Source organism: Pseudorhizobium xiangyangii, assembly GCF_020531965.1.
GTDB classification, from domain to species: domain Bacteria; phylum Pseudomonadota; class Alphaproteobacteria; order Rhizobiales; family Rhizobiaceae; genus Neorhizobium; species Neorhizobium xiangyangii.
Genome location: NZ_JAJAWH010000006.1, coordinates 140394 through 159842, shown reverse-complemented (window position 1 = coordinate 159842; position 19449 = coordinate 140394). Strand labels below are relative to the sequence as shown.

General features: G+C 59.6%; 16 protein-coding genes. 5 read left to right on the top strand and 11 right to left on the bottom strand.

Translation table 11 applies throughout. From position 1 onward, the window contains the following. Window positions 1-2: 2 nt before the first annotated feature. On the bottom strand, window positions 3-3008 hold the full coding sequence (locus LH464_RS07220) for a helicase-related protein (RefSeq protein WP_226785695.1): 3006 nt from the start codon (window positions 3006-3008) through the stop codon (window positions 3-5). Window positions 3009-3349: 341 nt separating this feature from the next. Here LH464_RS07220 and LH464_RS07215 point away from each other — a divergent pair, with 341 nt between their 5' ends. Both LH464_RS07215 and LH464_RS07210 read left to right on the top strand, forming a co-directional pair. After that, the gene (locus LH464_RS07215) at window positions 3350-3505 is read left to right on the top strand and encodes a DUF3309 family protein (RefSeq protein ID WP_226785694.1); all 156 of its coding nucleotides are present in this window, start codon (window positions 3350-3352) and stop codon (window positions 3503-3505) included. Window positions 3506-3538: 33 nt separating this feature from the next. Further along, a complete protein-coding gene (locus LH464_RS07210) occupies window positions 3539-3793 on the top strand; it encodes a YMGG-like glycine zipper-containing protein (protein WP_226785693.1) in 255 nt (84 codons plus the stop codon). Window positions 3794-3876: 83 nt separating this feature from the next. Here LH464_RS07210 and phbB read toward each other — a convergent pair whose 3' ends face one another. Both phbB and LH464_RS07200 read right to left on the bottom strand, forming a co-directional pair. After that, window positions 3877-4602, bottom strand: a complete 726-nt coding sequence (phbB, locus tag LH464_RS07205) for a beta-ketoacyl-ACP reductase (protein WP_226785692.1) — start codon at window positions 4600-4602, stop codon at window positions 3877-3879. 106 nt (window positions 4603-4708) lie between these two features. Beyond that, a complete protein-coding gene (locus tag LH464_RS07200; RefSeq protein ID WP_226785691.1) occupies window positions 4709-5890 on the bottom strand; it encodes an acetyl-CoA C-acetyltransferase in 1182 nt (393 codons plus the stop codon). Window positions 5891-6121: 231 nt separating this feature from the next. Here LH464_RS07200 and phaR point away from each other — a divergent pair, with 231 nt between their 5' ends. After that, window positions 6122-6697: a polyhydroxyalkanoate synthesis repressor PhaR gene (gene phaR / locus LH464_RS07195; RefSeq protein ID WP_226785690.1), complete on the top strand. Its 576-nt coding sequence runs from the start codon at window positions 6122-6124 to the stop codon at window positions 6695-6697. A gap of 66 nt (window positions 6698-6763) precedes the next feature. On the opposite strand, the gene rpmF is transcribed toward phaR, so the two are convergent. The 3 genes from rpmF to mtgA all read right to left on the bottom strand — a co-directional run bounded on the left by rpmF (window position 6764) and on the right by mtgA (window position 8500). Further along, a complete protein-coding gene (rpmF, locus tag LH464_RS07190) occupies window positions 6764-6949 on the bottom strand; it encodes a 50S ribosomal protein L32 (RefSeq protein ID WP_006724402.1) in 186 nt (61 codons plus the stop codon). 138 nt (window positions 6950-7087) lie between these two features. After that, on the bottom strand, window positions 7088-7735 hold the full coding sequence (locus LH464_RS07185; protein ID WP_226785689.1) for a glutathione S-transferase family protein: 648 nt from the start codon (window positions 7733-7735) through the stop codon (window positions 7088-7090). A gap of 66 nt (window positions 7736-7801) precedes the next feature. Continuing rightward, a complete protein-coding gene (gene mtgA / locus LH464_RS07180) occupies window positions 7802-8500 on the bottom strand; it encodes a monofunctional biosynthetic peptidoglycan transglycosylase (RefSeq protein ID WP_226785688.1) in 699 nt (232 codons plus the stop codon). A gap of 181 nt (window positions 8501-8681) precedes the next feature. Here mtgA and LH464_RS07175 point away from each other — a divergent pair, with 181 nt between their 5' ends. After that, window positions 8682-9584: a polyprenyl synthetase family protein gene (locus LH464_RS07175; RefSeq protein WP_390624935.1), complete on the top strand. Its 903-nt coding sequence runs from the start codon at window positions 8682-8684 to the stop codon at window positions 9582-9584. A 41-nt stretch (window positions 9585-9625) separates the two neighbouring features. Here the strand turns inward: LH464_RS07175 and LH464_RS07170 are convergent, their stop codons facing one another. From LH464_RS07170 to LH464_RS07150, 5 genes are all read right to left on the bottom strand, one after another. Further along, window positions 9626-10285: an OmpA family protein gene (locus tag LH464_RS07170; protein WP_226785686.1), complete on the bottom strand. Its 660-nt coding sequence runs from the start codon at window positions 10283-10285 to the stop codon at window positions 9626-9628. Between the two features lie 74 nt (window positions 10286-10359). Beyond that, window positions 10360-11610 carry a flavodoxin-dependent (E)-4-hydroxy-3-methylbut-2-enyl-diphosphate synthase gene (ispG, locus tag LH464_RS07165; protein ID WP_226785685.1) on the bottom strand — a complete coding sequence of 417 codons (1251 nt, stop codon included), beginning with the start codon at window positions 11608-11610 and terminating at the stop codon, window positions 10360-10362. Window positions 11611-11707: 97 nt separating this feature from the next. After that, the gene (locus LH464_RS07160) at window positions 11708-12895 is read right to left on the bottom strand and encodes an MFS transporter (RefSeq protein ID WP_226785684.1); all 1188 of its coding nucleotides are present in this window, start codon (window positions 12893-12895) and stop codon (window positions 11708-11710) included. Between the two features lie 119 nt (window positions 12896-13014). Further along, window positions 13015-16476 carry a pyruvate carboxylase gene (gene pyc / locus LH464_RS07155; RefSeq protein ID WP_226785683.1) on the bottom strand — a complete coding sequence of 1154 codons (3462 nt, stop codon included), beginning with the start codon at window positions 16474-16476 and terminating at the stop codon, window positions 13015-13017. Between the two features lie 113 nt (window positions 16477-16589). Next, entirely contained in the window at window positions 16590-17510 is a 921-nt protein-coding gene (locus LH464_RS07150) for a helix-turn-helix transcriptional regulator (RefSeq protein ID WP_226785682.1), read from the bottom strand. A 101-nt stretch (window positions 17511-17611) separates the two neighbouring features. Between LH464_RS07150 and LH464_RS07145 the strand changes: the two genes are divergently transcribed. Next, complete coding sequence (locus LH464_RS07145) at window positions 17612-19384, top strand: glucan ABC transporter ATP-binding protein/ permease (RefSeq protein ID WP_226785681.1); 1773 nt, start codon at window positions 17612-17614, stop codon at window positions 19382-19384. Window positions 19385-19449: the final 65 nt, after the last annotated feature.

Below are 19449 nucleotides of genomic sequence, written 5' to 3'. Positions count from 1 at the left end.
GGCTACTTCTTCATTTGTTCCTTCAGCGCAGCGAGCTTGGCGAAGGGTGAATCAGGATCCACCGGCTTCTCCTTGCGGGGTGGCTTTGCTTCGAAGCGTGCTGGCTGCGACGGTTTGCCGCGGTCCGGCCTGTCCTGCCTGTCGCCACGGTTCGAGCGCTCCGGTTTGCCGCCTGGTCGACGATTTTCTCGATCCGGCCGAGCACCTTCGCGCGCTTCCCGCTCGCCTTGGCCGCGGTTCTCGCTGCGTGCACCGTGGCGACGTTCGCCCTGTTGGGGGCGACCGCCACGCTGGTTTTCATTACGGCCAGCAGGACGCCACAGAAGAACCGGCTTGGGCGCCTCGGCTTCGGCCGTCACCGCGGTTGCCAAGTCCTCTTCGGAAACGCCCTCTGCAGCCTCAACCGAGGCCACCGGCGGCTGCTCATCAGCCACTGGCGCAGGTTCGGACACTATCGCGTCCTCACCATCGCTTGCGGCACCGTCGATCTGACCTTCTTCTGTCGTCGTCTCTTCTGGAGCCGATGCTTCGGTGGCAATCCCAGGCTGCTGAGCCGAAAGGACAGCTGCCGCTTCCTCCGCCGTCACGACATCCGCGCGGTAGCCCAGACCCTTGAGGATTTCTTCCATGTCATCGGGAGTTGCTCCGAGAATAGAAAGCATCGACGTCGTCGCAACGAAACGACGTCCGTCGTAGGCGCCCTCGGGGCGCGGCGACGCGCCGGGCTTCCACTGCAGGAGAGGCCGGATCAGGTCAGCGAGGCGCTCGAGGATATCGACGCGCACCGCACGTTTACCGAGGAACCGGAAACCCGCAAGCTTGTAGAACGTGCGCTCGAAGGTTGGATCCGCAACGACCGACGTGCGACCGGCTGCGAGTGCCGGGATCAACTCTCCGTAGCCGGGCTTATCCAGGCCGTCATTTTTCAGAGCCCAGAGCAAGGTAATCAGTTCAGCCGGCGCCGGCTTCAGCAAAGCGGGCATGAAGACGTGATAAGCGCCAAACCGAATGCCGTAGCGGCGCATCGAGGCGCGCGCATCCTGATCCAGCGACTTGACGTCGTCGGCGACGTCCCGACGGAACATGACACCGAGATTTTCCACCAGCTGGAAGGCAAGTCCCTTGGCCAAGCCCTGCAGGTCTTCGGCGCGCGAAAGATCATCGAGCGGTTTCAGCACTGTGGCGGTATGATGATTTACGAACCGCTCGATCCGGGCCACAACATGCTCGCGCGCATTGCCGGCAAGTTGCTCGTCGGCAAGAAGGATAACTCGCGGGCGCATGACATGGTCGCTAGGTGCTAGCCGGGCGACAGGATCGCCGAGCCATCGCACGCAACCATCCGATCCGATGGCGAGATCGCTGTTGCCCGCCGCATAAAGACGCGCAGCGCGCGCTTCAAATTCGAGCGCCAGAGCCTTTTGCGCTGCTGTCTGGACAGCCTTCGCATCGGGCCCCTCAGCCCCAGAGACCGGCGTAAACCGGAACCCTGCCAACTGTCCGACGTGGTGACCCTCCACGAAGACATCACCATTCACACTGATTTCTGCTTCCAGCATTGCATTCTCTCTCAGGCGCTTCATGAGCACAGATGTCCTGCGATCAACAAAGCGTTTCGTCAACCGTTCATGTAGGGCGTCCGACAGCCTGTCCTCGATTTCCCTGGTCTTTTCTTGCCAGTGTGTCGGATCAGCCAGCCAGCCGGGGCGGTTAGACACATACGTCCAAGTCCGGATTTGCGCAATCCGCGCCGAGAGCGTATCGATTTCGCCATCGGTGCGGTCAGCACGCTTCACCTGCTCTGCCATGAAATCTTCGTTCACCGTCCCGTGTCGTACCAGATCGGAGAAAAGCGTCGAAATAAGGTCAGCATGCTGAGCCGGCGCAATCCGCCTGTAATCCGGTAAGGCGCAAGCCTCCCAGAGTTTTTCGACGCGCGCCGGTGTTGTCGCCGTATCGATGATTTCCGGGTAGCGGGAAAGATGCTCGAGCGCCTGGCTATCTGTTGCGGGTAATGCCCTTGTGAGGCCGGGAACGGTGGGGGCCACCTCCAGGCTCGCCCGCAGGTTTCGGATCGACGAAAAGTCCATCGACTTCGATCGCCATTGAAGTACCTTCACCACGTCAAACTCGTGACTCTCGATGCGCTCCACAAGTTCGTCGTCCAGCGGCTGGACTTGCCCAGTGACGCCAAATGTCCCGTCGCGGACATGGCGGCCCGCGCGGCCGGCGATCTGGCCCATCTCCGCAGGGTTGAGGTGGCGGAACTGGAAACCATCGAATTTGCGATCCTGTGCGAAGGCCACATGGTCGACATCGAGATTGAGCCCCATGCCGATCGCGTCCGTCGCAACCAGATATTCGACGTCGCCTTCCTGATAGAGGCCGACCTGGGCATTGCGCGTACGCGGGCTGAGCGCGCCGAGAACAACGGCGGCGCCACCACGCTGCCGACGGATCAGCTCGGCGATCGCATAAACTTCTTCCGTGGAAAACGCGACGATAGCAGTGCACTGCGGCAGGCGCGTGATCTTCTTCTGCCCGGAATAGAACAGTTGTGACAGCCGGGGGCGCTCGATGACCGTAATGCCGGGAAGAATGCGCTCCAGGATCGGCCGCATGGTGCCGGCGCCGAGAAGCAAGGTCTCCTCCCGACCGCGCAGATGCAGTATCCGATCCGTGAATATGTGACCGCGTTCCAGATCTGCCGCGAGCTGTACCTCGTCGATCGCCACGAACGCCGCCTTGGTCTCCCTCGGCATGGCCTCGACCGTGCAGACAGAAAAGCGAGCGCCGGGCGGCGCGATTTTTTCCTCACCCGTGATCAACGCAACGTGGGCGATCCCGACCTTTTCCACGACCCGAGTATAGACTTCGCGCGCCAGAAGCCGCAGCGGCAGGCCAATGACACCGCTGCCATGGGCCACCATGCGCTCGATGGCATAGTGCGTCTTTCCGGTGTTTGTGGGGCCGAGGACGGCAGTCACGCCACGTCCACTAAGCATCATCGGTTGGAAATTCAAAATCTGATCCGCACAACAACTACTCGCCGACCGGTCGTAAGGCGGCGACAGGACAGAAATGGCTATCTGAACCGTGAATAACAAGGGATTTTCAGGCTTCTCCCACTATTTCTCCCAAGTCACCTGACCCAGGAACAAACCGGAACGAATCAGCGACGAATCGCTGACTCCGGACGGTGCCCGTTTGTTCTCCTCACACAGCCCGGCCTCGCTGCTTGATCATGTAGTTTGGTTTGGTGACCTGTTCACCATTGCACCCTTGGAACAAAACGGTAGAAAATGCGTTTGTTCCCGCATTCTGGCAGATCATGGATCGGAGAACACATATGCTCGGAACGGTGTTGCTGGTCATACTCATACTGTTGCTGATCGGCGCCCTGCCAAATTGGGGTCACAGCCGCAGTTGGGGATACGGACCATCAGGAGGCCTGGGACTCGTCCTTGTTATCGTCATCATACTCCTGCTCATGGGCAGGATATAAATAAAACGCTCATCTAAACGGGAAGGAAGAAACATGAAGAAGATCTTGCTCGCCGCAGCCCTTATCGGCTCTCTCGCATCCTGCACCTCTACCGAGCGCGGCACTGCCATCGGCGCCGGCACCGGCGCGGTCATCGGCGGAGTCGCAACGAACAGCTGGGGTGGTGCCGCTGTTGGCGCCGTAGCAGGCGGCGCAGTGGGTGCCCTGGTCGGCGCCTCTCAGGAACGTTCCGGCTACTGCGTCTATCGCGACCGTTATGGCCGGACTTACGAAGCGCGTTGCCGCTAAGCATCCATCTATGACGAAAAATGGCGCCGATTCTGCCGGCGCCATTTTTTTGTTCTAGTGTGAAGCGGCGAACAAAGACAGGCTCACACGAAGTGCTGGCCACCGTTTGCCGTCATCGTCGAGCCAGTAATGAATCCGGCATCGTCGGAGGCCAGGAACACTACGCATCTCGCAATCTCCTCCGGCTCTCCCAAGCGACCAACCGGTATCTGGGGAATGATACGTTCCTTCAGGACAGTCTCCGGAATTGCCTTCACCATTTCCGTGGCGATGTAACCTGGGCATATGGCGTTGACCGTGATGTTCTTGGCGGCACCCTCCTGCGCCAGTGCCTTGGTGAAGCCGAGGTCGCCCGCCTTGGCGGCAGAATAGTTGACCTGGCCCATCTGCCCCTTCTGACCATTAATCGACGAGATGTTGATGATGCGCCCGAAATTCCGGTCACGCATGCCCGCCCAGACGTTATGGGTGGTATTGAAGAGGCCGGTCAGGTTGGTCGCGATGACTTCATTCCACTGATCCGGCGTCATCTTGTGAAACATGGCGTCCCGGGTAATGCCCGCGTTGTTCACGAGGACCTCGACAGGGCCAAGTTCAGCCTCTATCCGGGCAACCCCCTCGGCGCAGGCCTGGTAGCTGGAGACATCCCATTTGAAGACGGGAATGCCGGTTTCCTCGCCGAAGGATCGTGCCCTCTCCTCGTTTCCGGCGAAATTGGCCGCGACACGGTAACCAGCCGCGCCGAGAGCTATGGAAATTGCCGCGCCGATGCCGCGCGTGCCACCAGTAACCAATGCAACCCTGCTCATGAGACCTCCCCTTCCTTGCATTTACACTGGCCGATCGCGATCGCCCGCGCGGCGGCATTCAAGGAAGACGGCCACTGCCTCGCGCTGAGGCAGCGACTTTACGTCCTCACATCGCCTCCACGCACATGGCAACGCCCATTCCGCCACCGATGCAGAGCGTCGCCAGCCCCTTCTTCGCGCCGCGCCGCTTCATCTCGAAGACAAGCGTATTCAGGATTCGAGCGCCGGAAGCCCCAATCGGATGGCCGATGGCAATGGCGCCACCGTTGACATTCACGATGGACGGGTCCCATCCAAGTTCCTTGTTTACGGCACAGGCCTGGGCGGCAAAGGCTTCGTTCGCTTCGACGAGGTCAAGGTCTGCCGGCCTCCAGCCCGCCTTCTCAAGCGCCTTTCTCGACGCCGGGATAGGCCCCGTTCCCATGATTTGCGGATCGACGCCGGCCGTTGCCCAGGACACGATCCGCACCAACGGAGTAATCCCACGGCGCACCGCCTCTTCTTCCGTCATCAGGACCGCCGCCGCAGCACCATCATTGATGCCCGATGCATTGCCGGCCGTCACGGTACCTTCCTTGTCGAAGGCAGGACGCAGCTTGGTCATGCTGTCCAGGGTCGCGCCGACGCGGATATACTCGTCGGAATCCACAGTCACGTCGCCTTTCCGGCCTTTCACCACGTAAGGCACGATTTCGTCCCTGAAGCGCCCGGCTGCTTGGGCAGCCTCGGCCTTGTTCTGGGACTGCACAGCGAATTGGTCCTGCTCATCGCGCGACAGCTGGTACTGCCGCGCCACATTCTCGGCCGTGATGCCCATGTGATAGCCATGGAAAGCATCGGTCAAACCGTCCTTGATCATCGTATCGATCATCTTCATGTCGCCCATCTTTACCCCTCCGCGAAGATGGGCGCAGTGCGGCGCCATGGACATGGATTCCTGGCCGCCGGCAACCACTATCCGCGCATCGCCGAGCGCAATCTGCTGCATGCCGATTGCAACCGCACGCAGACCCGATCCGCAGAGCTGGTTGACGCCCCACGCCGTCGCTTCCTGAGGAATGCCGGCCTTCATCGCCGCCTGGCGGGCCGGGTTCTGCCCTTCACCGGCCGAAAGCACCTGCCCGAGAATAACCTCGTCCACCTCACCTGCATCGACACCGGCGCGAGACAAGGCGCCTTCGATCGCCGCAGCTCCCAAATCGTGAGCAGGCACATTGGCAAAGGAGCCGTTGAACGATCCGACCGCCGTTCGTGCGGCAGAGGCGATTACAATCGAAGGATTGGGCACTGATGTCTCCTCGCTATTCGTATTTTCTAAAAGACTGGCAAAGCTTGTGACCGAAGTCAAACCACCTAAGCATTAGCTTTTTTAGAGACCTGCATTGTGCGGCTTTTGCTGCGCGGTATATGCTCACACCGCGCCGCACAAAATTCCATTGTCAGCCGCTCCTGTTTAAGCTTACATTTCGGGTGGGAGAGCCCGGTCCGATAACCAAGGGACGAGGCGAGGAGGCAAAAAATGGCCAAAAACGAAGGCGAAATCGTCATCAAGAAGTATGCCAACCGACGGCTTTATAATACGGGCACGAGCACGTATGTGACGTTGGAGGATCTGGCGAAGATGGTGAAGAAGGGCGAGGAATTTATCGTCCAGGACGCAAAAACCGGAGAGGACATCACCCATTCGGTACTGACGCAGATCATCTTCGAGCAGGAGTCAAAAACGGGAAACACTCTGCTTCCGATCTCGTTCCTGCGCCAGCTCATCTCCTACTACGGAGATCAGATGCAGATGGTCGTGCCGACCTTCCTCGAACACTCGATGCATTCGTTCAGTGAACAGCAGGCACAGATGCGCGAGCAGATGACGCGGGCATTGGGCGAGACACCTCTGACGAAGAACCTGCAAGCGCCAATACAATTGATGGAAGAGCAGGTTCGGCGCAACACGGAGGTTTTCCGTCAGGCGATGCAGATGTTCTCGCCATTCGGGGCGCAGCAGGCCGCTCCTCCCTCGAAGAAGTCAGACTCCAAGGACATCGAAGACCTGAAGGAACAGCTACGCAGCCTGCAGAGCAGACTGGATTCTCTCTGACGTCTCTTCGCCAGGCAACAAAAAAGGCCGGTTTCCCGGCCTTTTTTGTTCAGATATTGGAAGCGATTATGCGCTTTCCTTCGGCGTCAGAACCTGACGACCGCGATACATCCCCGTCTTCAGGTCGATGTGGTGCGGGCGGCGCAGTTCGCCGGAGTTCTTGTCTTCAACGTAGGTCGAAGCCTTCAGCGCATCAGCCGAACGGCGCATACCGCGTTTCGACGGGCTCGTTTTTCTCTTCGGTACAGCCATTTTCGTTACTCCACTTTCGTGCAAAACATGATCCCCGGCCGGAACTCTAGCCGAACTGGACATGTCTCTATCTCGGAAATTTGGCCGGCTTATACATGGCGATTGTCTTGTTGACCAGTCCCCACCGCAAAATTTCCGCTAAGCCTCATCTTCCGGAACGATCCAAGTCTCCGCAAGGGCACTTTCCTGCCATTTCAGCCAGGCGGGATGAGCTTCGACTGCGGACATGTAATCGAGTACGGCTGGATCTTCCACCAGATCGTAGATCTTGAACCGGTTGACGACCGGCGCATACATGGCATCGGCCGCTGAGAACCTGCCGAAAAGATAGGGGCCGCCGGATCTGGCGACGCATTCCTTCCAGATCGAAGCGATCCGTGCCACATCATCCTCCACGCCTTCCGGCAGCTCAATCCTTCGCTTCGGTCGACGCATGTTCATGGGGCAGGCTCCCCGCAAGGCACGGAAGCCCGCGAGCATTTCCATCGAGATCGAACGCGCGACGGCCCTATCACCGACCGCGGTCGGCCACATTCCATGGTCGGGGAAAAGCTCTGCCGCATACTCGATGATTGCAAGGGATTCCCATACCCGTACCTGTCCATGATGGAGAACCGGCACACGGCCCGTGGGCGAAACCTCGCGAAACCGTGGATTCCCATCCGGAAAATCAAACGGGATGAGTACCTCCTCAAAGGGGACCCCGACAGCAGTCAAGGCAAGCCAGGGCCGCAATGACCAGGAAGAGTAATTCTTGTTGCCGATGTAGAGGGTGAGCTTTTCCATACTGGTTCTCCTGATCCTGTACCATTTAGCGGCTTCAGAAACGACGACCAATGAAAAGTCTGAACCTCATTCATAAATGCAGGTGATGTAATCGCCTGAATTGCGCGCCCGCCGCTCTACTACACCTGCAATACGCTGCATGCCCCTACCTGGCTTTCCGGCTACGCGTTCAATGGGGTTTGGCAGTGCCGCCGCCAGAAGCGCCGCCTGCCTGCGCGTGAGATCCGCCGCCGACACCCCGAAATGATGTTGGGCTGCGGCCTCCGCACCGTAGATTCCGGGGCCCCACTCGGCGATGTTCAGATAGATTTCCATCAGGCGAGGTTTCGACCACACGAAATCGGCTGCAATAGCCAGCGGAAGCTCAAGTCCCTTTCGGACAAAGGAGCGGCCGTTCCATAGGAACAGGTTCTTGGCGGTCTGCATCGGGATTGTGCTGGCGCCACGCGTGGTCTCGCCGCCGAGCGCTCCTTCGACTACCGCCTTCATCTCCCCCCAGTCCACGCCGCCGTGGCGGCAGAACTGCCCGTCCTCCGACATCATCACCGAACGGACGAGATTGGGAGAGATCTCGTCCAGGCTTACCCAGCGCCGGTCATAGCCCTGCAGCAAGACCAGGTCAGCAACCATCAAGGTCGAGATCGGACGCATAAAAAACGGAGTGTAGAGAAGGATCAGCACATAGGGCGCGACCAGGAGCACCAGACCGATCAGGACCAGTCGGCGCAACGGTCCGGCAAACGATGTCCGTCTGCTGCGGCTCAATTCCGCCTCTCCCTCTTCTGCGCGTCCTTCGGGTGCAACGTCCACATTCGCCTCGTTCGTCCGGCGTTTCTTAGCCTTTGGTATCGGATCTGACCAGTGGATAGACTGAAAGTTACCGCAAGCGCGAATGGCCGTTGCGTGTGTATGCCGCGCATGCCAAACAACCATCATGACAACGACCATGATCGCATTCGAACAACATTTGACTGAAAGCGGGAAACGGATGGAAGCGCTGCTTTCGTCTCTCCTTGCCGATACTTGTCTGCCGGGGGAAATTACTCGCCCCGCGTCTCTGCTGGCCGCGATGCGCTATGGAACATTGAACGGTGGAAAGCGGCTACGTCCCTTCCTGGTTCAGGAGAGCGCGTCCCTTCTCGGGGGCGATCCGCAAGTGGCGGCGCGCGTCGGCGCGGCGCTCGAGTGTGTGCATTGCTACTCTTTGGTCCACGACGATCTGCCAGCCATGGATGACGACGATGTGCGCCGCGGCCGGCCGACGGTGCACAAGGCGTTTGATGAGGCCTCCGCTATCCTCGCCGGCGACAGTCTGCTGACCTATGCCTTCGACATCATTGCAGCGCCCGAGACCAGGCTTGCGGACAGGCAGAAGACTGAGCTGGTTCTGGCACTGGCGCGGGCATCAGGCATCGGCGGCATGGCTGGCGGACAGGCGCTCGATCTGGCCGCCGAAAAAGATGCCCCGGACGAAAAAGGTATCCTGACGCTTCAGGCGATGAAGACGGGAGCACTTCTGCGCTTTGCCTGCGAAGCCGGCGCCATTGTTGCTGGCTCAGGTACTGAAGACCGGCAGCGACTGCGGACCTTCGGGCAGAAGATCGGCCTCGCCTTTCAACTCGCCGACGACCTTCTCGACGTAACTGCTGACGCCGAGACGATGGGCAAGGCGACCGGCAAGGATGCCGCACGCGGTAAGGGAACGCTGGTGGCACTGCATGGGCCAGCCTGGGCGGAGGAGCGTCTCGCGGCTCTTGCTCGCGAAGCCGTGGAACTGCTGTCCGACTTCGGCGAACGTGCTGTCGTGCTGCAGGAAACCGCGCGCTTCATCGCAGACCGAAAGAGATAAGCACGAGCCGTATCTGACGGCTCGTCCTTATCATGTGGAAATCAGTTCTGCTCGATCGGCGCAATCGAAACTTCGACGCGACGGTTCTGCGCACGTCCTTCCGGCGTTGCATTCGAGGCAACCGGCTGCGACGGACCGAAGCCCATTGTCGAGATGCGGCGCTGGTCGACACCACGGCTACCCAGATAGTTGGCGACCGAGGCTGCGCGGCGCTCCGACAGGCCCTGGTTGTGCTGCACGCTTCCGGTCGAGTCGGTGTGACCGTTAACGTCGATATAGGTCTTGCCGAACTTGTTCAGGACGATCGCCACGGAATCGAGTGTCGCATAGAACGGCGGAATGACCTGATCCTGATCCGTTCCGAATGTGATGTTCGACGGCATGTTGAGGATGATGCGGTCGCCTGCGCGGGTCACCGAGACGCCGGTTCCCTGCAGCTGTTGTCGCAGTTCGGCTTCCTGGTTGTCCATGTAGTTTCCGATCGCGCCACCGGCGAGGCCGCCGATCGCAGCGCCGATCAGAGCATTGCGACCCTTGTCGCCGCCGCCAACAACGAGGCCGCCGAGCGCACCGAGGCCCGCACCGATGGCAGCACCGCCAGCCGTGTTCGACATCTTCTGCTGCCCTGTATAAGGGTCAGTCGTGGTGCATGCGGAAAGATAGGTCGCGGCAAGCGCGACGAATGCGAGTTTCTTAATCATCCGAATCGAAATCCCCGTCATCTGTGGTGAGTCGTCATTTACCACAAATTACGGCGATACGGGGACAGCCGGTGTTATTCGGCAGCCGAACGGTGGCCGAAGCGCTGCTCGATATAATCGATCACCAGCTTTTCGAAGTCCGATGCTATGTTCGGCCCGCGTAGCGTCATCGCCTTCTTGCCGTCGATGAAGATGGGGGCCGAAGGACTTTCGCCCGTGCCGGGAAGCGAAATGCCGATATCGGCATGCTTGCTCTCGCCCGGCCCGTTGACGATGCAGCCCATGACAGCGACGTTGAGGGCTTCGACGCCGGGATACTTCTCACGCCAGACCGGCATGTTCTTGCGAATGTCCTCCTGGATCCGCTGAGCCAGCTCCTGGAAGACGGTCGATGTTGTGCGACCGCAGCCGGGACATGCCGCAACGACGGGAATGAACTGACGGAAGCCCATCACCTGCAGGATTTCCTGCGCGACCTGCACTTCACGCGTGCGGTCACCGTTCGGTTCCGGCGTCAGTGAAACGCGGATCGTGTCGCCAATCCCGTGCTGCAGGACATAACCCATGGCCGCAGATGACGCGACGATGCCCTTCGAACCCATGCCGGCTTCGGTGAGCCCAAGATGCAGCGCGTGATTTGAGCGCTCGGCCAGCATCGAATAGCATGCGATCAAATCCTGCACCTGGCTGACCTTGGCCGACAGGATGATGCGGTTTCGCGGCAGGCCGATGCTTTCCGCAAGCTCGGCAGAGATCAGCGCCGACTGCACGATCGCCTCGTGCATGACCTGGCGTGCCGACAGGGGAGAGCCTGCTTCCGAATTGCGGTCCATCAGCGTCGTCAGCAGGTCCTGGTCCAAAGACCCCCAGTTGACGCCGATGCGTACCGGCTTGTCGTAGCGGATCGCCATCTCGATAATATCGCCGAACTGCTTGTCCTTCTTGTCCTTGAAGCCGACATTGCCCGGATTGATGCGGTATTTCGCGAGCGCCTCGGCACAGGCCGGATGATCGGCAAGCAGCTTATGGCCGATGTAATGGAAGTCGCCGATGAGCGGTACATCCATGCCGAGCCTCAGCAGGCGCTCACGGATCTTCGGCACGGCAGCTGCACTTTCGTCGCGGTCCACGGTGATACGGACGATCTCCGAGCCGGCCGTATGCAGCGCTGCCACCTGCGCAACAGTCGCGTCGATGTCGGCAGTATCCGTATTCGTCATCGACTGGACGACGACAGGCGCTCCGCCACCGACAATCACACCTCCGACGTCGACGGCCACCGTCGCGCGTCGCGGCTTAGGATCATAGTCGATGGGTGTAGACATCTGGCTCTCGCAAGCTGGAAAAGATGCCTTTCAGGTGGATGATGCAATTGTGGTTGTCAACCACTGGCCCCTTCACTTTCGAGCAAGTGCGTCAGCTTCAATCGTGCCGCACGCCATCAGCGTGCCGCGCCAATGGCGACAGCACCAGCACCAAGATGTGCAGGACCGACAAACTGGCAAAGATGATCGCCAGGCCGGTATGCTCGGCAACAAAACCGATGGCAGATGGTGCCACCAGGATGCCGGAATAGCCCATCGTCGTTACCACCGAAAGGCCGACGCCCGGCCGCATGCCCGGCAAGTTTCCCGCCGCGGAGAAGACGATCGGGACGAGATTGGAGATACCGATCCCGGCCAGGGCGAAGCCGGCGATCGCGTAGGCCTCGTTGGGAGCAAAGCCGGCAATCACCAGTCCCGTGATCGATACGACCGCACAAACCCGCAGTGTTCGCACCGCACCAAAGCGGTCGCGAACGATGTCACCTGCAAAGCGCATGATCGCCATCGTGAGCGAGAAGGCTGCGAAGGCAAAGCCGGAGGCCGTCACGGAAGAGCCCAGCTCCTGGCGCAGATAGAGCGCGCTCCAGTCGATCACGGCCCCTTCCGGGATCATGCAGAAAAGAGCCATCAAGCCGAGCAGCCACGGCAACGGCGAGCGCGGCAGGCGCGCGCGCTCATGAACTTCCTCAGGATGAGGCGCGTCCGGGAGGATGAACTGCCAGGCCGCAGCAACAATCAGTGCCGCTACTACCGTGACGAGGACAGAGTGGCCGGACACGCCGAGACGCTCGATCAGATAGCCCCCGCTTGCGGCGCCCAGCAAACCGCCAAGGCTCCAGAATGCGTGACAGGAGGACATAATTGCGCGACGCATGTGCTTCTCGACAGCGACCGCGTTGGCATTCATCGCAACATCCATGGCTCCTATCAGGCCACCAAAGAAAAAGATCGCGATGGCCCCCGACCATATATCTCCGACCAAAGTGAGGAACAGAAGTGTCGGCGTGACCAGGACCGCGGAAACACGCGACACCGTGCTGGAGCCAAATCTTGCGATCTGACTGCCAGCGATCGGCATCATGACCAGAGATCCCAGGCCAAAAACCAGAATCATCACACCCAGTGCGCTTTCCGTCAGCGCAAGGCGCTCGGCATACTCGGGAATCTTCGGCGCCCAGGCTCCGACAAGAAAGCCGTTCATGAGAAAGAGCAGCGAAACACCAACTCGTTCGCGTGTCAGGTATCCACGCCGAGTGTCTTCAACGTGTCCGCTAGGCATGTCCATGTTTCCGCATCCCGTGAGTCGCGGCGACTTTATTTAAATCGATTAGAGCCGCAAGCACCAACAGCGGCCGGCTGGCTCACATTTTATGTTGGAGGACAGCCGGCTGTGAGTTTTACGGTCTATTCGCCGTAAACCAGAAGGAGATCCTTGGCATCGATCTGGTCGCCGGCCCGCACCAGGATCTCGGCGACTGTGCCGTCCCTTTCGGCATGCAGGGCTGTCTCCATCTTCATAGCCTCGATGGAGAGCAGAACGTCACCTGCCTTCACAGATTGGCCGGCCGAGACCGCGACGGTGGAGATGACGCCCGGCATTGGGGCACCGAGATGATTGGGATTGGAACCATCGACCTTCGGCCGCACCGCGCCGCCAGTGGCGCCATGCGCACGGTCCGGCACCTTGATGCGGCGCGGCTGACCATTCAGCTCGAAGAACACCGTCACCATGCCCTTTGCATCGGTGCCGCTGGCCGCCTGGTTGACGATGACCAGCGTCTTTCCCCGCTCAATGTCGGCGAAGAGCTCTTCTCCGTCCGCCATACCGTAGAAGTAGGCATGGGTCGGCAACACGGAGACCGGCCCGTAGGTCTCGATCGCCTGAGCAAAATCCGTGAACACCTTCGGATACATGAGATAGGACGCAAACTCGAAGTCGCTTACCGAGCGCTCGAGCTTAGTCTCAACCTCCTTGCGTTCCGCATCGAGATCGGCCGGCGGCAGCAGCGAGCCGGGAACCGCGGTATAGGGCTTATCGCCTTTGAGCGCCTTCTTCTGCAGGTCCTTCGGCCATCCGCCCGGAGGCTGGCCGAGATCGCCCTTCAGCATCGACACGACCGATTCCGGAAACGCAATGTCCTTCTCCGGGTTCTCGACATCGGCGACGGTCAGCTCCTGGCTCACCATCATCAGCGCCATATCACCCACCACCTTGGAGGATGGCGTGACCTTGACGATGTCGCCGAACATCTGGTTCACGTCGGCATAGGTCTGCGCCACCTTGTGCCAGCGTGCCTCAAGACCAAGCGAACGCGCCTGTTCCTTGAGATTGGTGAACTGGCCACCCGGCATTTCGTGAAGGTAGACTTCCGACGCAGGCCCCTTCAGGTCACTCTCAAAGGCCGCGTACTGGCTGCGGACCGCCTCCCAATAGAAGGAGAGACGGCGGATCCATTCCGGATCGAGATGCGGATCGCGCTCCGAACCGGACAACGCCTCGACGATCGAACCAAGGCACGGCTGCGACGTATTCCCCGAGAACGCGTCCATTGCCGCATCCACGACGTCGACCCCGGCGTCCACCGCTGCCAGCACGGTGGCAGCCGAGATGCCCGAGGTGTCGTGGGTGTGAAAATGGATAGGCAGATCGGTCGCCTCGCGCAGCGCCTTGAACAGGACCTTGGCAGCAGCCGGCTTCAGGAGGCCGGCCATGTCCTTGACGGCGATGATATGCGCGCCCGCCTTTTCCAGTTCCTCTGCCAGGCCTGTGTAGTATTTCAGGTCGTATTTTGGTCGGGCACTGTTGAGAAGGTCGCCGGTATAGCAGATGGCTGCTTCGCAGAGCTTGTTCTCTTCCTGTACCGCATCCATCGAGACGCGCATGTTCTCGACCCAGTTGAGGCAGTCGAAGACACGGAAAACGTCGATGCCACCCTTCGCAGCCTGCCGGACAAAGTACTTCACCACATTGTCGGGATAATTCTTGTAACCGACACCGTTTGCGCCGCGTAGCAGCATCTGCAGCAGAAGATTGGGCGCAGCTTCCCGGACGAGCGCCAGGCGCTCCCATGGGTCTTCGGTAAGGAAGCGCATCGAGACATCGAAGGTCGCACCACCCCAGCACTCCAGCGAGAACAGGTTCGGCAGCGAGCGCGCATAGACGCCTGCAACGCGGGCAATATCGTAGGTCCGCATACGGGTCGCCAGCAGCGACTGATGGCCGTCGCGCATCGTCGTATCGGTAATAAGGACCCGGTTCTCGCCACGCATCCACTCGGCAAATTGCTTCGGGCCGAGCGCGTCGAGCTTCTGTTTCGTTCCTTCGGGGATGGGGCCGTTGATGTAAGGTACTACCGGCTTCGCTGCCTGCGCTGCAGGTGCTGGTCGCCCCTTGGTCTCCGGATGTCCGTTGACGCTGACATCCGCCAGATAGGTAAGCAGCTTGGTCGCCCGGTCCTGGCGCTTCACGTGCGTGAAGAGCTCCGGCGTCGTGTCGATGAACTTCGTCGTATAGGAATTATCCCGGAATTTCGGATGACCAATGATCGCCTCGAGGAAGGTCAGATTGGTCGCCACCCCGCGAATGCGGAACTCACGAAGGGCGCGGTCCATACGACTGATGGCCTCCTGCGGCGTGCCTCCGGAGGCAGTGACCTTCACCAGCAGCGGGTCGTAGAAACGTGTAATGATCGCACCGGTATAGGCCGTGCCGCCGTCAAGGCGTATGCCGAAGCCTGCAGCCGACCGATAGGCGGTAATCCGGCCATAGTCGGGAATGAAGTTCTGCTCCGGATCCTCCGTGGTGATACGGCACTGCAGCGCATGGCCGTGGAGACGGATATTTTCCTGCGCCGGGACGCCCGATTCCGGCGTACCTATGGCAAAGCCTTCGAGGATGTGGATCTGCGCCTTCACGATGTCGATACCGGTCACGACTTCCGTGACCGTATGCTCCACCTGGATGCGTGGATTGACCTCGATGAAGTAGAACCTGCCCGTGTCGACATCCATCAGATACTCGACCGTGCCAGCGCCGACATAGTTCGTCGCTTCGGCGATCTTCAGCGAAAATGCCGCAAGCTCCTGCCGTTGAACGTCGTTCAGATAGGGGGCCGGGGCGCGTTCGACGACCTTCTGGTTGCGACGCTGGATCGAGCAGTCGCGCTCGAACAGGTGAACGACATTGCCATGCGTGTCGCCCAGGATCTGGCTTTCGACGTGCCTTGCACGCTCGACGAGCTTTTCGAGATAGACTTCGTCCTTGCCGAAGGCGGCCATAGCCTCGCGCTTCGCTTCGATGACTTCTTTGGCCAGATCCTTGGGATCGCGAATGGCACGCATACCGCGCCCCCCGCCGCCCCAGGAGGCCTTGAGCATCACCGGATAGCCGATCTCGGCCGCCATGCGCGCAACTTCCGCCATATCGTCTGGAAGCGGCTCTGTCGCCGGCACCACGGGCACGCCGACGGAGATCGCCAGATTGCGGGCAGCGACCTTGTTGCCGAGCTGGCGCATCGTATCCGGCCTTGGACCGATGAAGATAATGCCGGCCTCATTGCAGGCATCGACGAATTCGGGGCTTTCTGACAGAAGTCCGTAACCCGGATGAATGGCATCCGCCCCGGAAAGCTTTGCAACACGGATCACTTCGGGGATCGATAGATAGCTCTCGATCGGGCCAAGGTCCCTCTCGAGATGCGGCCCTCGTCCGACCTGATAGCTTTCGTCCGCCTTGAAACGGTGCAGCGAGAGCTTGTCTTCTTCCGCCCATATCGCAACTGTTTTGATCCCGAGTTCGTTCGCCGCGCGAAAAACGCGAATGGCTATCTCGGATCGATTCGCGACCAGTATTTTCGATATAGGCAAGGTAGATCTCCTCCATCAACCACGGCATATGCTGCACTGCGAAGAGATCATTACCTGCATAATTGCGGAAGTTCAATTTCTCCCTTGCTCAGCGGGACCATCGGCCGGGTAGTTCAGGTTACGAAGCCCTTGCGAAGTGCCAGTGCCACCACGTGTTGACGATTTTTTGCACTCATCTTCTCCTGCAGTCCGTGGATGTACCAGTCTACAGTATGGCTGGAAATCTGTAGCGCTTTCGCGATCTCCGGCGATGTCAGCCCTTCCGCGAGATATGAGACGACGTCTATTTCCCGCCGGGTCAGGTCAGCGTCCAGGGTTTCGGTTCCTTCAATGCCAGAGGCACAGCCGCGGACTTCCAGGAAACGCCACATGGTCTTTTTGGCGACGGCATCGAAAAGCGCAATTTCCGTAGGAGAAAGATCTACCGGCCGCCCACCGACCATCATGCTTCCCAACAGGCCCGTCCGGCCATGAATGGGAAACACGTATCCATCCGTGACACCGTGACGGGCGGCGTCCTGCATCATTCGCTGCATACGCGTGCGTTTTGGGTCGCTCCGCTGGCGGGACACCGCATCACGCAACCGGAAGGGTCGATGCGACAGGGCAAGCATTCTCGCGACAGGGTCAACAAGCGCATACTTCTTGGCGGCATATAGATCTCGCCAACCATTCGGCCAGCGGCTGGCAAGAGCCGTACCCTTTGTACCACCGGGCGATTTCGGCTGAAGTGAAAGCCGATAAAAATCGAAAGAGTAATTGGCCAAAAGTTCCTCAAGCTGCTTTGTCAGCTCGTCCGGGGTCCTGGTTTCGCCAGCCAGAACCAGAAACTGTACGATGAGATATACACTCACAGCTGCCCCCAGCCCTTTCCCATGCGCTTTGCCCTTGTTCGGCAACTCCCGCAAATGTTGATGATCAACGTCCGTAGTTAGCAATAGTTGAATCTGTGTCGCTAGATTTTGGATAGGAGCGGCATACAATCGTATCGTCAGCCACTCCGGCGGAGCGGCAGAAACCTTTTCAACTCGCAACCATTGTTCAGGCGAGCTTCAGGCTGTCGCTGGCATGTATGTTGACGAAGTTTGGCCATTCAGGCAGCAGGCAATACAACGAAAAGAAAAGGTAGTGGCAGGTGACGCTGTTCCAAGTTTATATACGAGCCCTCAAATACCTTTCTGCTAACCGCTTCCGCGTGACGCTGGTGGTTTTGGCCAACATAGTTCTTGCGGTGATCACGATCGCCGAACCCATTCTTTTCGGACGCATCATCGACGCTATTTCTTCGGGCGGTGACGTCGCGCCGGTGCTTATGCTCTGGGCAGGTTTCGGGGTGTTCAACACCGTCGCCTACGTGCTGGTCGCCCGCGAAGCAGATCGTCTCGCTCATGGCCGGCGGGCAACCCTTCTGACCGAGGCTTTTGGACGCATTATTTCGATGCCGCTTTCCTGGCACCACCAGCGCGGCACCTCCAATGCGCTTCATACGCTGCTGCGAGCTGCCGAAACGCTGTTCAGCCTTTGGCTCGAATTCATGCGCACCCATCTTGCGACGGCCGTGGCACTACTGCTTCTCATCCCGACCGCGATCTCCATGGACTGGCGTCTCAGCATCGTTCTGGGTGTTCTCAGTATTTTCTACTGGATCATCGGCAAGATCGTGATGAACCGCACAAAAGAGGGTCAGGCGTCCGTTGAAAGTCATTACCACAACGTCTTCTCGCATGTAAGCGACTCAATTAGCAACGTATCTGTACTGCATAGCTACAACAGGATTGAAGCAGAAACACTGGCGCTGAAGGATTACACTCGAAATCTTCTTTCCGCACAATACCCCGTGCTTGATTGGTGGGCGCTGGCCAGCGGCCTCAACCGTACGGCATCGACGGTTTCCATGGGCGTCATTCTCGTCATTGGCGCAGCTCTGGTTCAACGCGGCGAAATCCGGGTCGGCGATGTGGTCGCCTTCATCGGCTTTGCAAATCTTCTGATCGGACGCCTCGACCTGCTGCGGCAGTTTGCAAGCCAGATTTTCGAAGCCCGCGCCAAGCTGGAGGACTTCTTTGCGCTGGAGGACTCCGTCCAGGAACGCGCCGAGCCCGCCGATGCCGCCGATCTCGGCGACGTTCGCGGGGAAGTGGAGTTCAGGGAAGTTACCTTCGGTTTCGCGAATACAAGCCAGGGCGTCCACGACGTCTCCTTCACTGCCAGGGCAGGCGAGACTGTCGCAATCGTTGGGCCGACCGGTGCCGGCAAGACGACACTGATCAATCTGCTGCAGCGGGTCTACGAGCCGCAGGCAGGCAAGATCCTGATCGACGGTAAAGACATCGGAAAAGTGACGCGGAAGTCCCTTCGCCATTCGATCGCGACGGTATTCCAGGATGCTGGCCTGTTGAACCGATCGATCAGCGAGAACATCCGCCTGGGTCGCGAGGGAGCGACCGAAGAAGACATCGCCAAGGCGGCAGAGGCCGCAGCGGCCGCCGAATTCATCGAAACCCGTCTCAGTGGTTACGACACGTCTGTCGGAGAACGAGGCAATCGCCTTTCCGGCGGGGAGCGTCAACGCATCGCGATCGCGCGGGCAATTCTGAAGAATGCACCCATCCTGGTGCTCGACGAAGCGACCAGCGCGCTCGACGTGGAGACGGAGGCGCGCGTAAAGACCGCCATCGACCGTTTGCGGGAAAACCGTACCACCTTCATTATTGCCCACCGCCTATCGACAGTACGCGATGCTGACAAGGTGATCTTCCTCGAAGACGGACGGATCGTGGAGATGGGTACCTTCGACGAGTTGAGCCGGAGCGGTGGGCGTTTCACATCCCTGCTGAAGACCAGCGGCATTCTCACCGACGACGAGGCATCATCCGCTGCCGCGCCTGTCGTCGTCATTCAGCCTTAGGCTGGCTCTGCTCGCAACAAAAAAGGCTCGCTGTCATGCGAGCCTTTTTTCATTTCAGGATGCCA

Bases quoted from the DNA above. Each gene is read 5' to 3' on its own strand.
- LH464_RS07160 (WP_226785684.1), bottom strand. From the start codon at position 12,895: ATGGACATGCCTAGCGGACACGTTGAAGACACTCGGCGTGGATACCTG.
- LH464_RS07220 (WP_226785695.1), bottom strand. From the start codon at position 3,008: ATGATGCTTAGTGGACGTGGCGTGACTGCCGTCCTCGGCCCCACAAAC.
- LH464_RS07210 (WP_226785693.1), top strand. From the start codon at position 3,539: ATGAAGAAGATCTTGCTCGCCGCAGCCCTTATCGGCTCTCTCGCATCC.
- LH464_RS07170 (WP_226785686.1), bottom strand. From the start codon at position 10,285: ATGATTAAGAAACTCGCATTCGTCGCGCTTGCCGCGACCTATCTTTCC.
- LH464_RS07185 (WP_226785689.1), bottom strand. From the start codon at position 7,735: ATGGAAAAGCTCACCCTCTACATCGGCAACAAGAATTACTCTTCCTGG.
- rpmF (WP_006724402.1), bottom strand. From the start codon at position 6,949: ATGGCTGTACCGAAGAGAAAAACGAGCCCGTCGAAACGCGGTATGCGC.
- ispG (WP_226785685.1), bottom strand. From the start codon at position 11,610: ATGTCTACACCCATCGACTATGATCCTAAGCCGCGACGCGCGACGGTG.
- LH464_RS07175 (WP_390624935.1), top strand. From the start codon at position 8,682: ATGATCGCATTCGAACAACATTTGACTGAAAGCGGGAAACGGATGGAA.
- phaR (WP_226785690.1), top strand. From the start codon at position 6,122: ATGGCCAAAAACGAAGGCGAAATCGTCATCAAGAAGTATGCCAACCGA.
- phbB (WP_226785692.1), bottom strand. From the start codon at position 4,602: ATGAGCAGGGTTGCATTGGTTACTGGTGGCACGCGCGGCATCGGCGCG.
- LH464_RS07215 (WP_226785694.1), top strand. From the start codon at position 3,350: ATGCTCGGAACGGTGTTGCTGGTCATACTCATACTGTTGCTGATCGGC.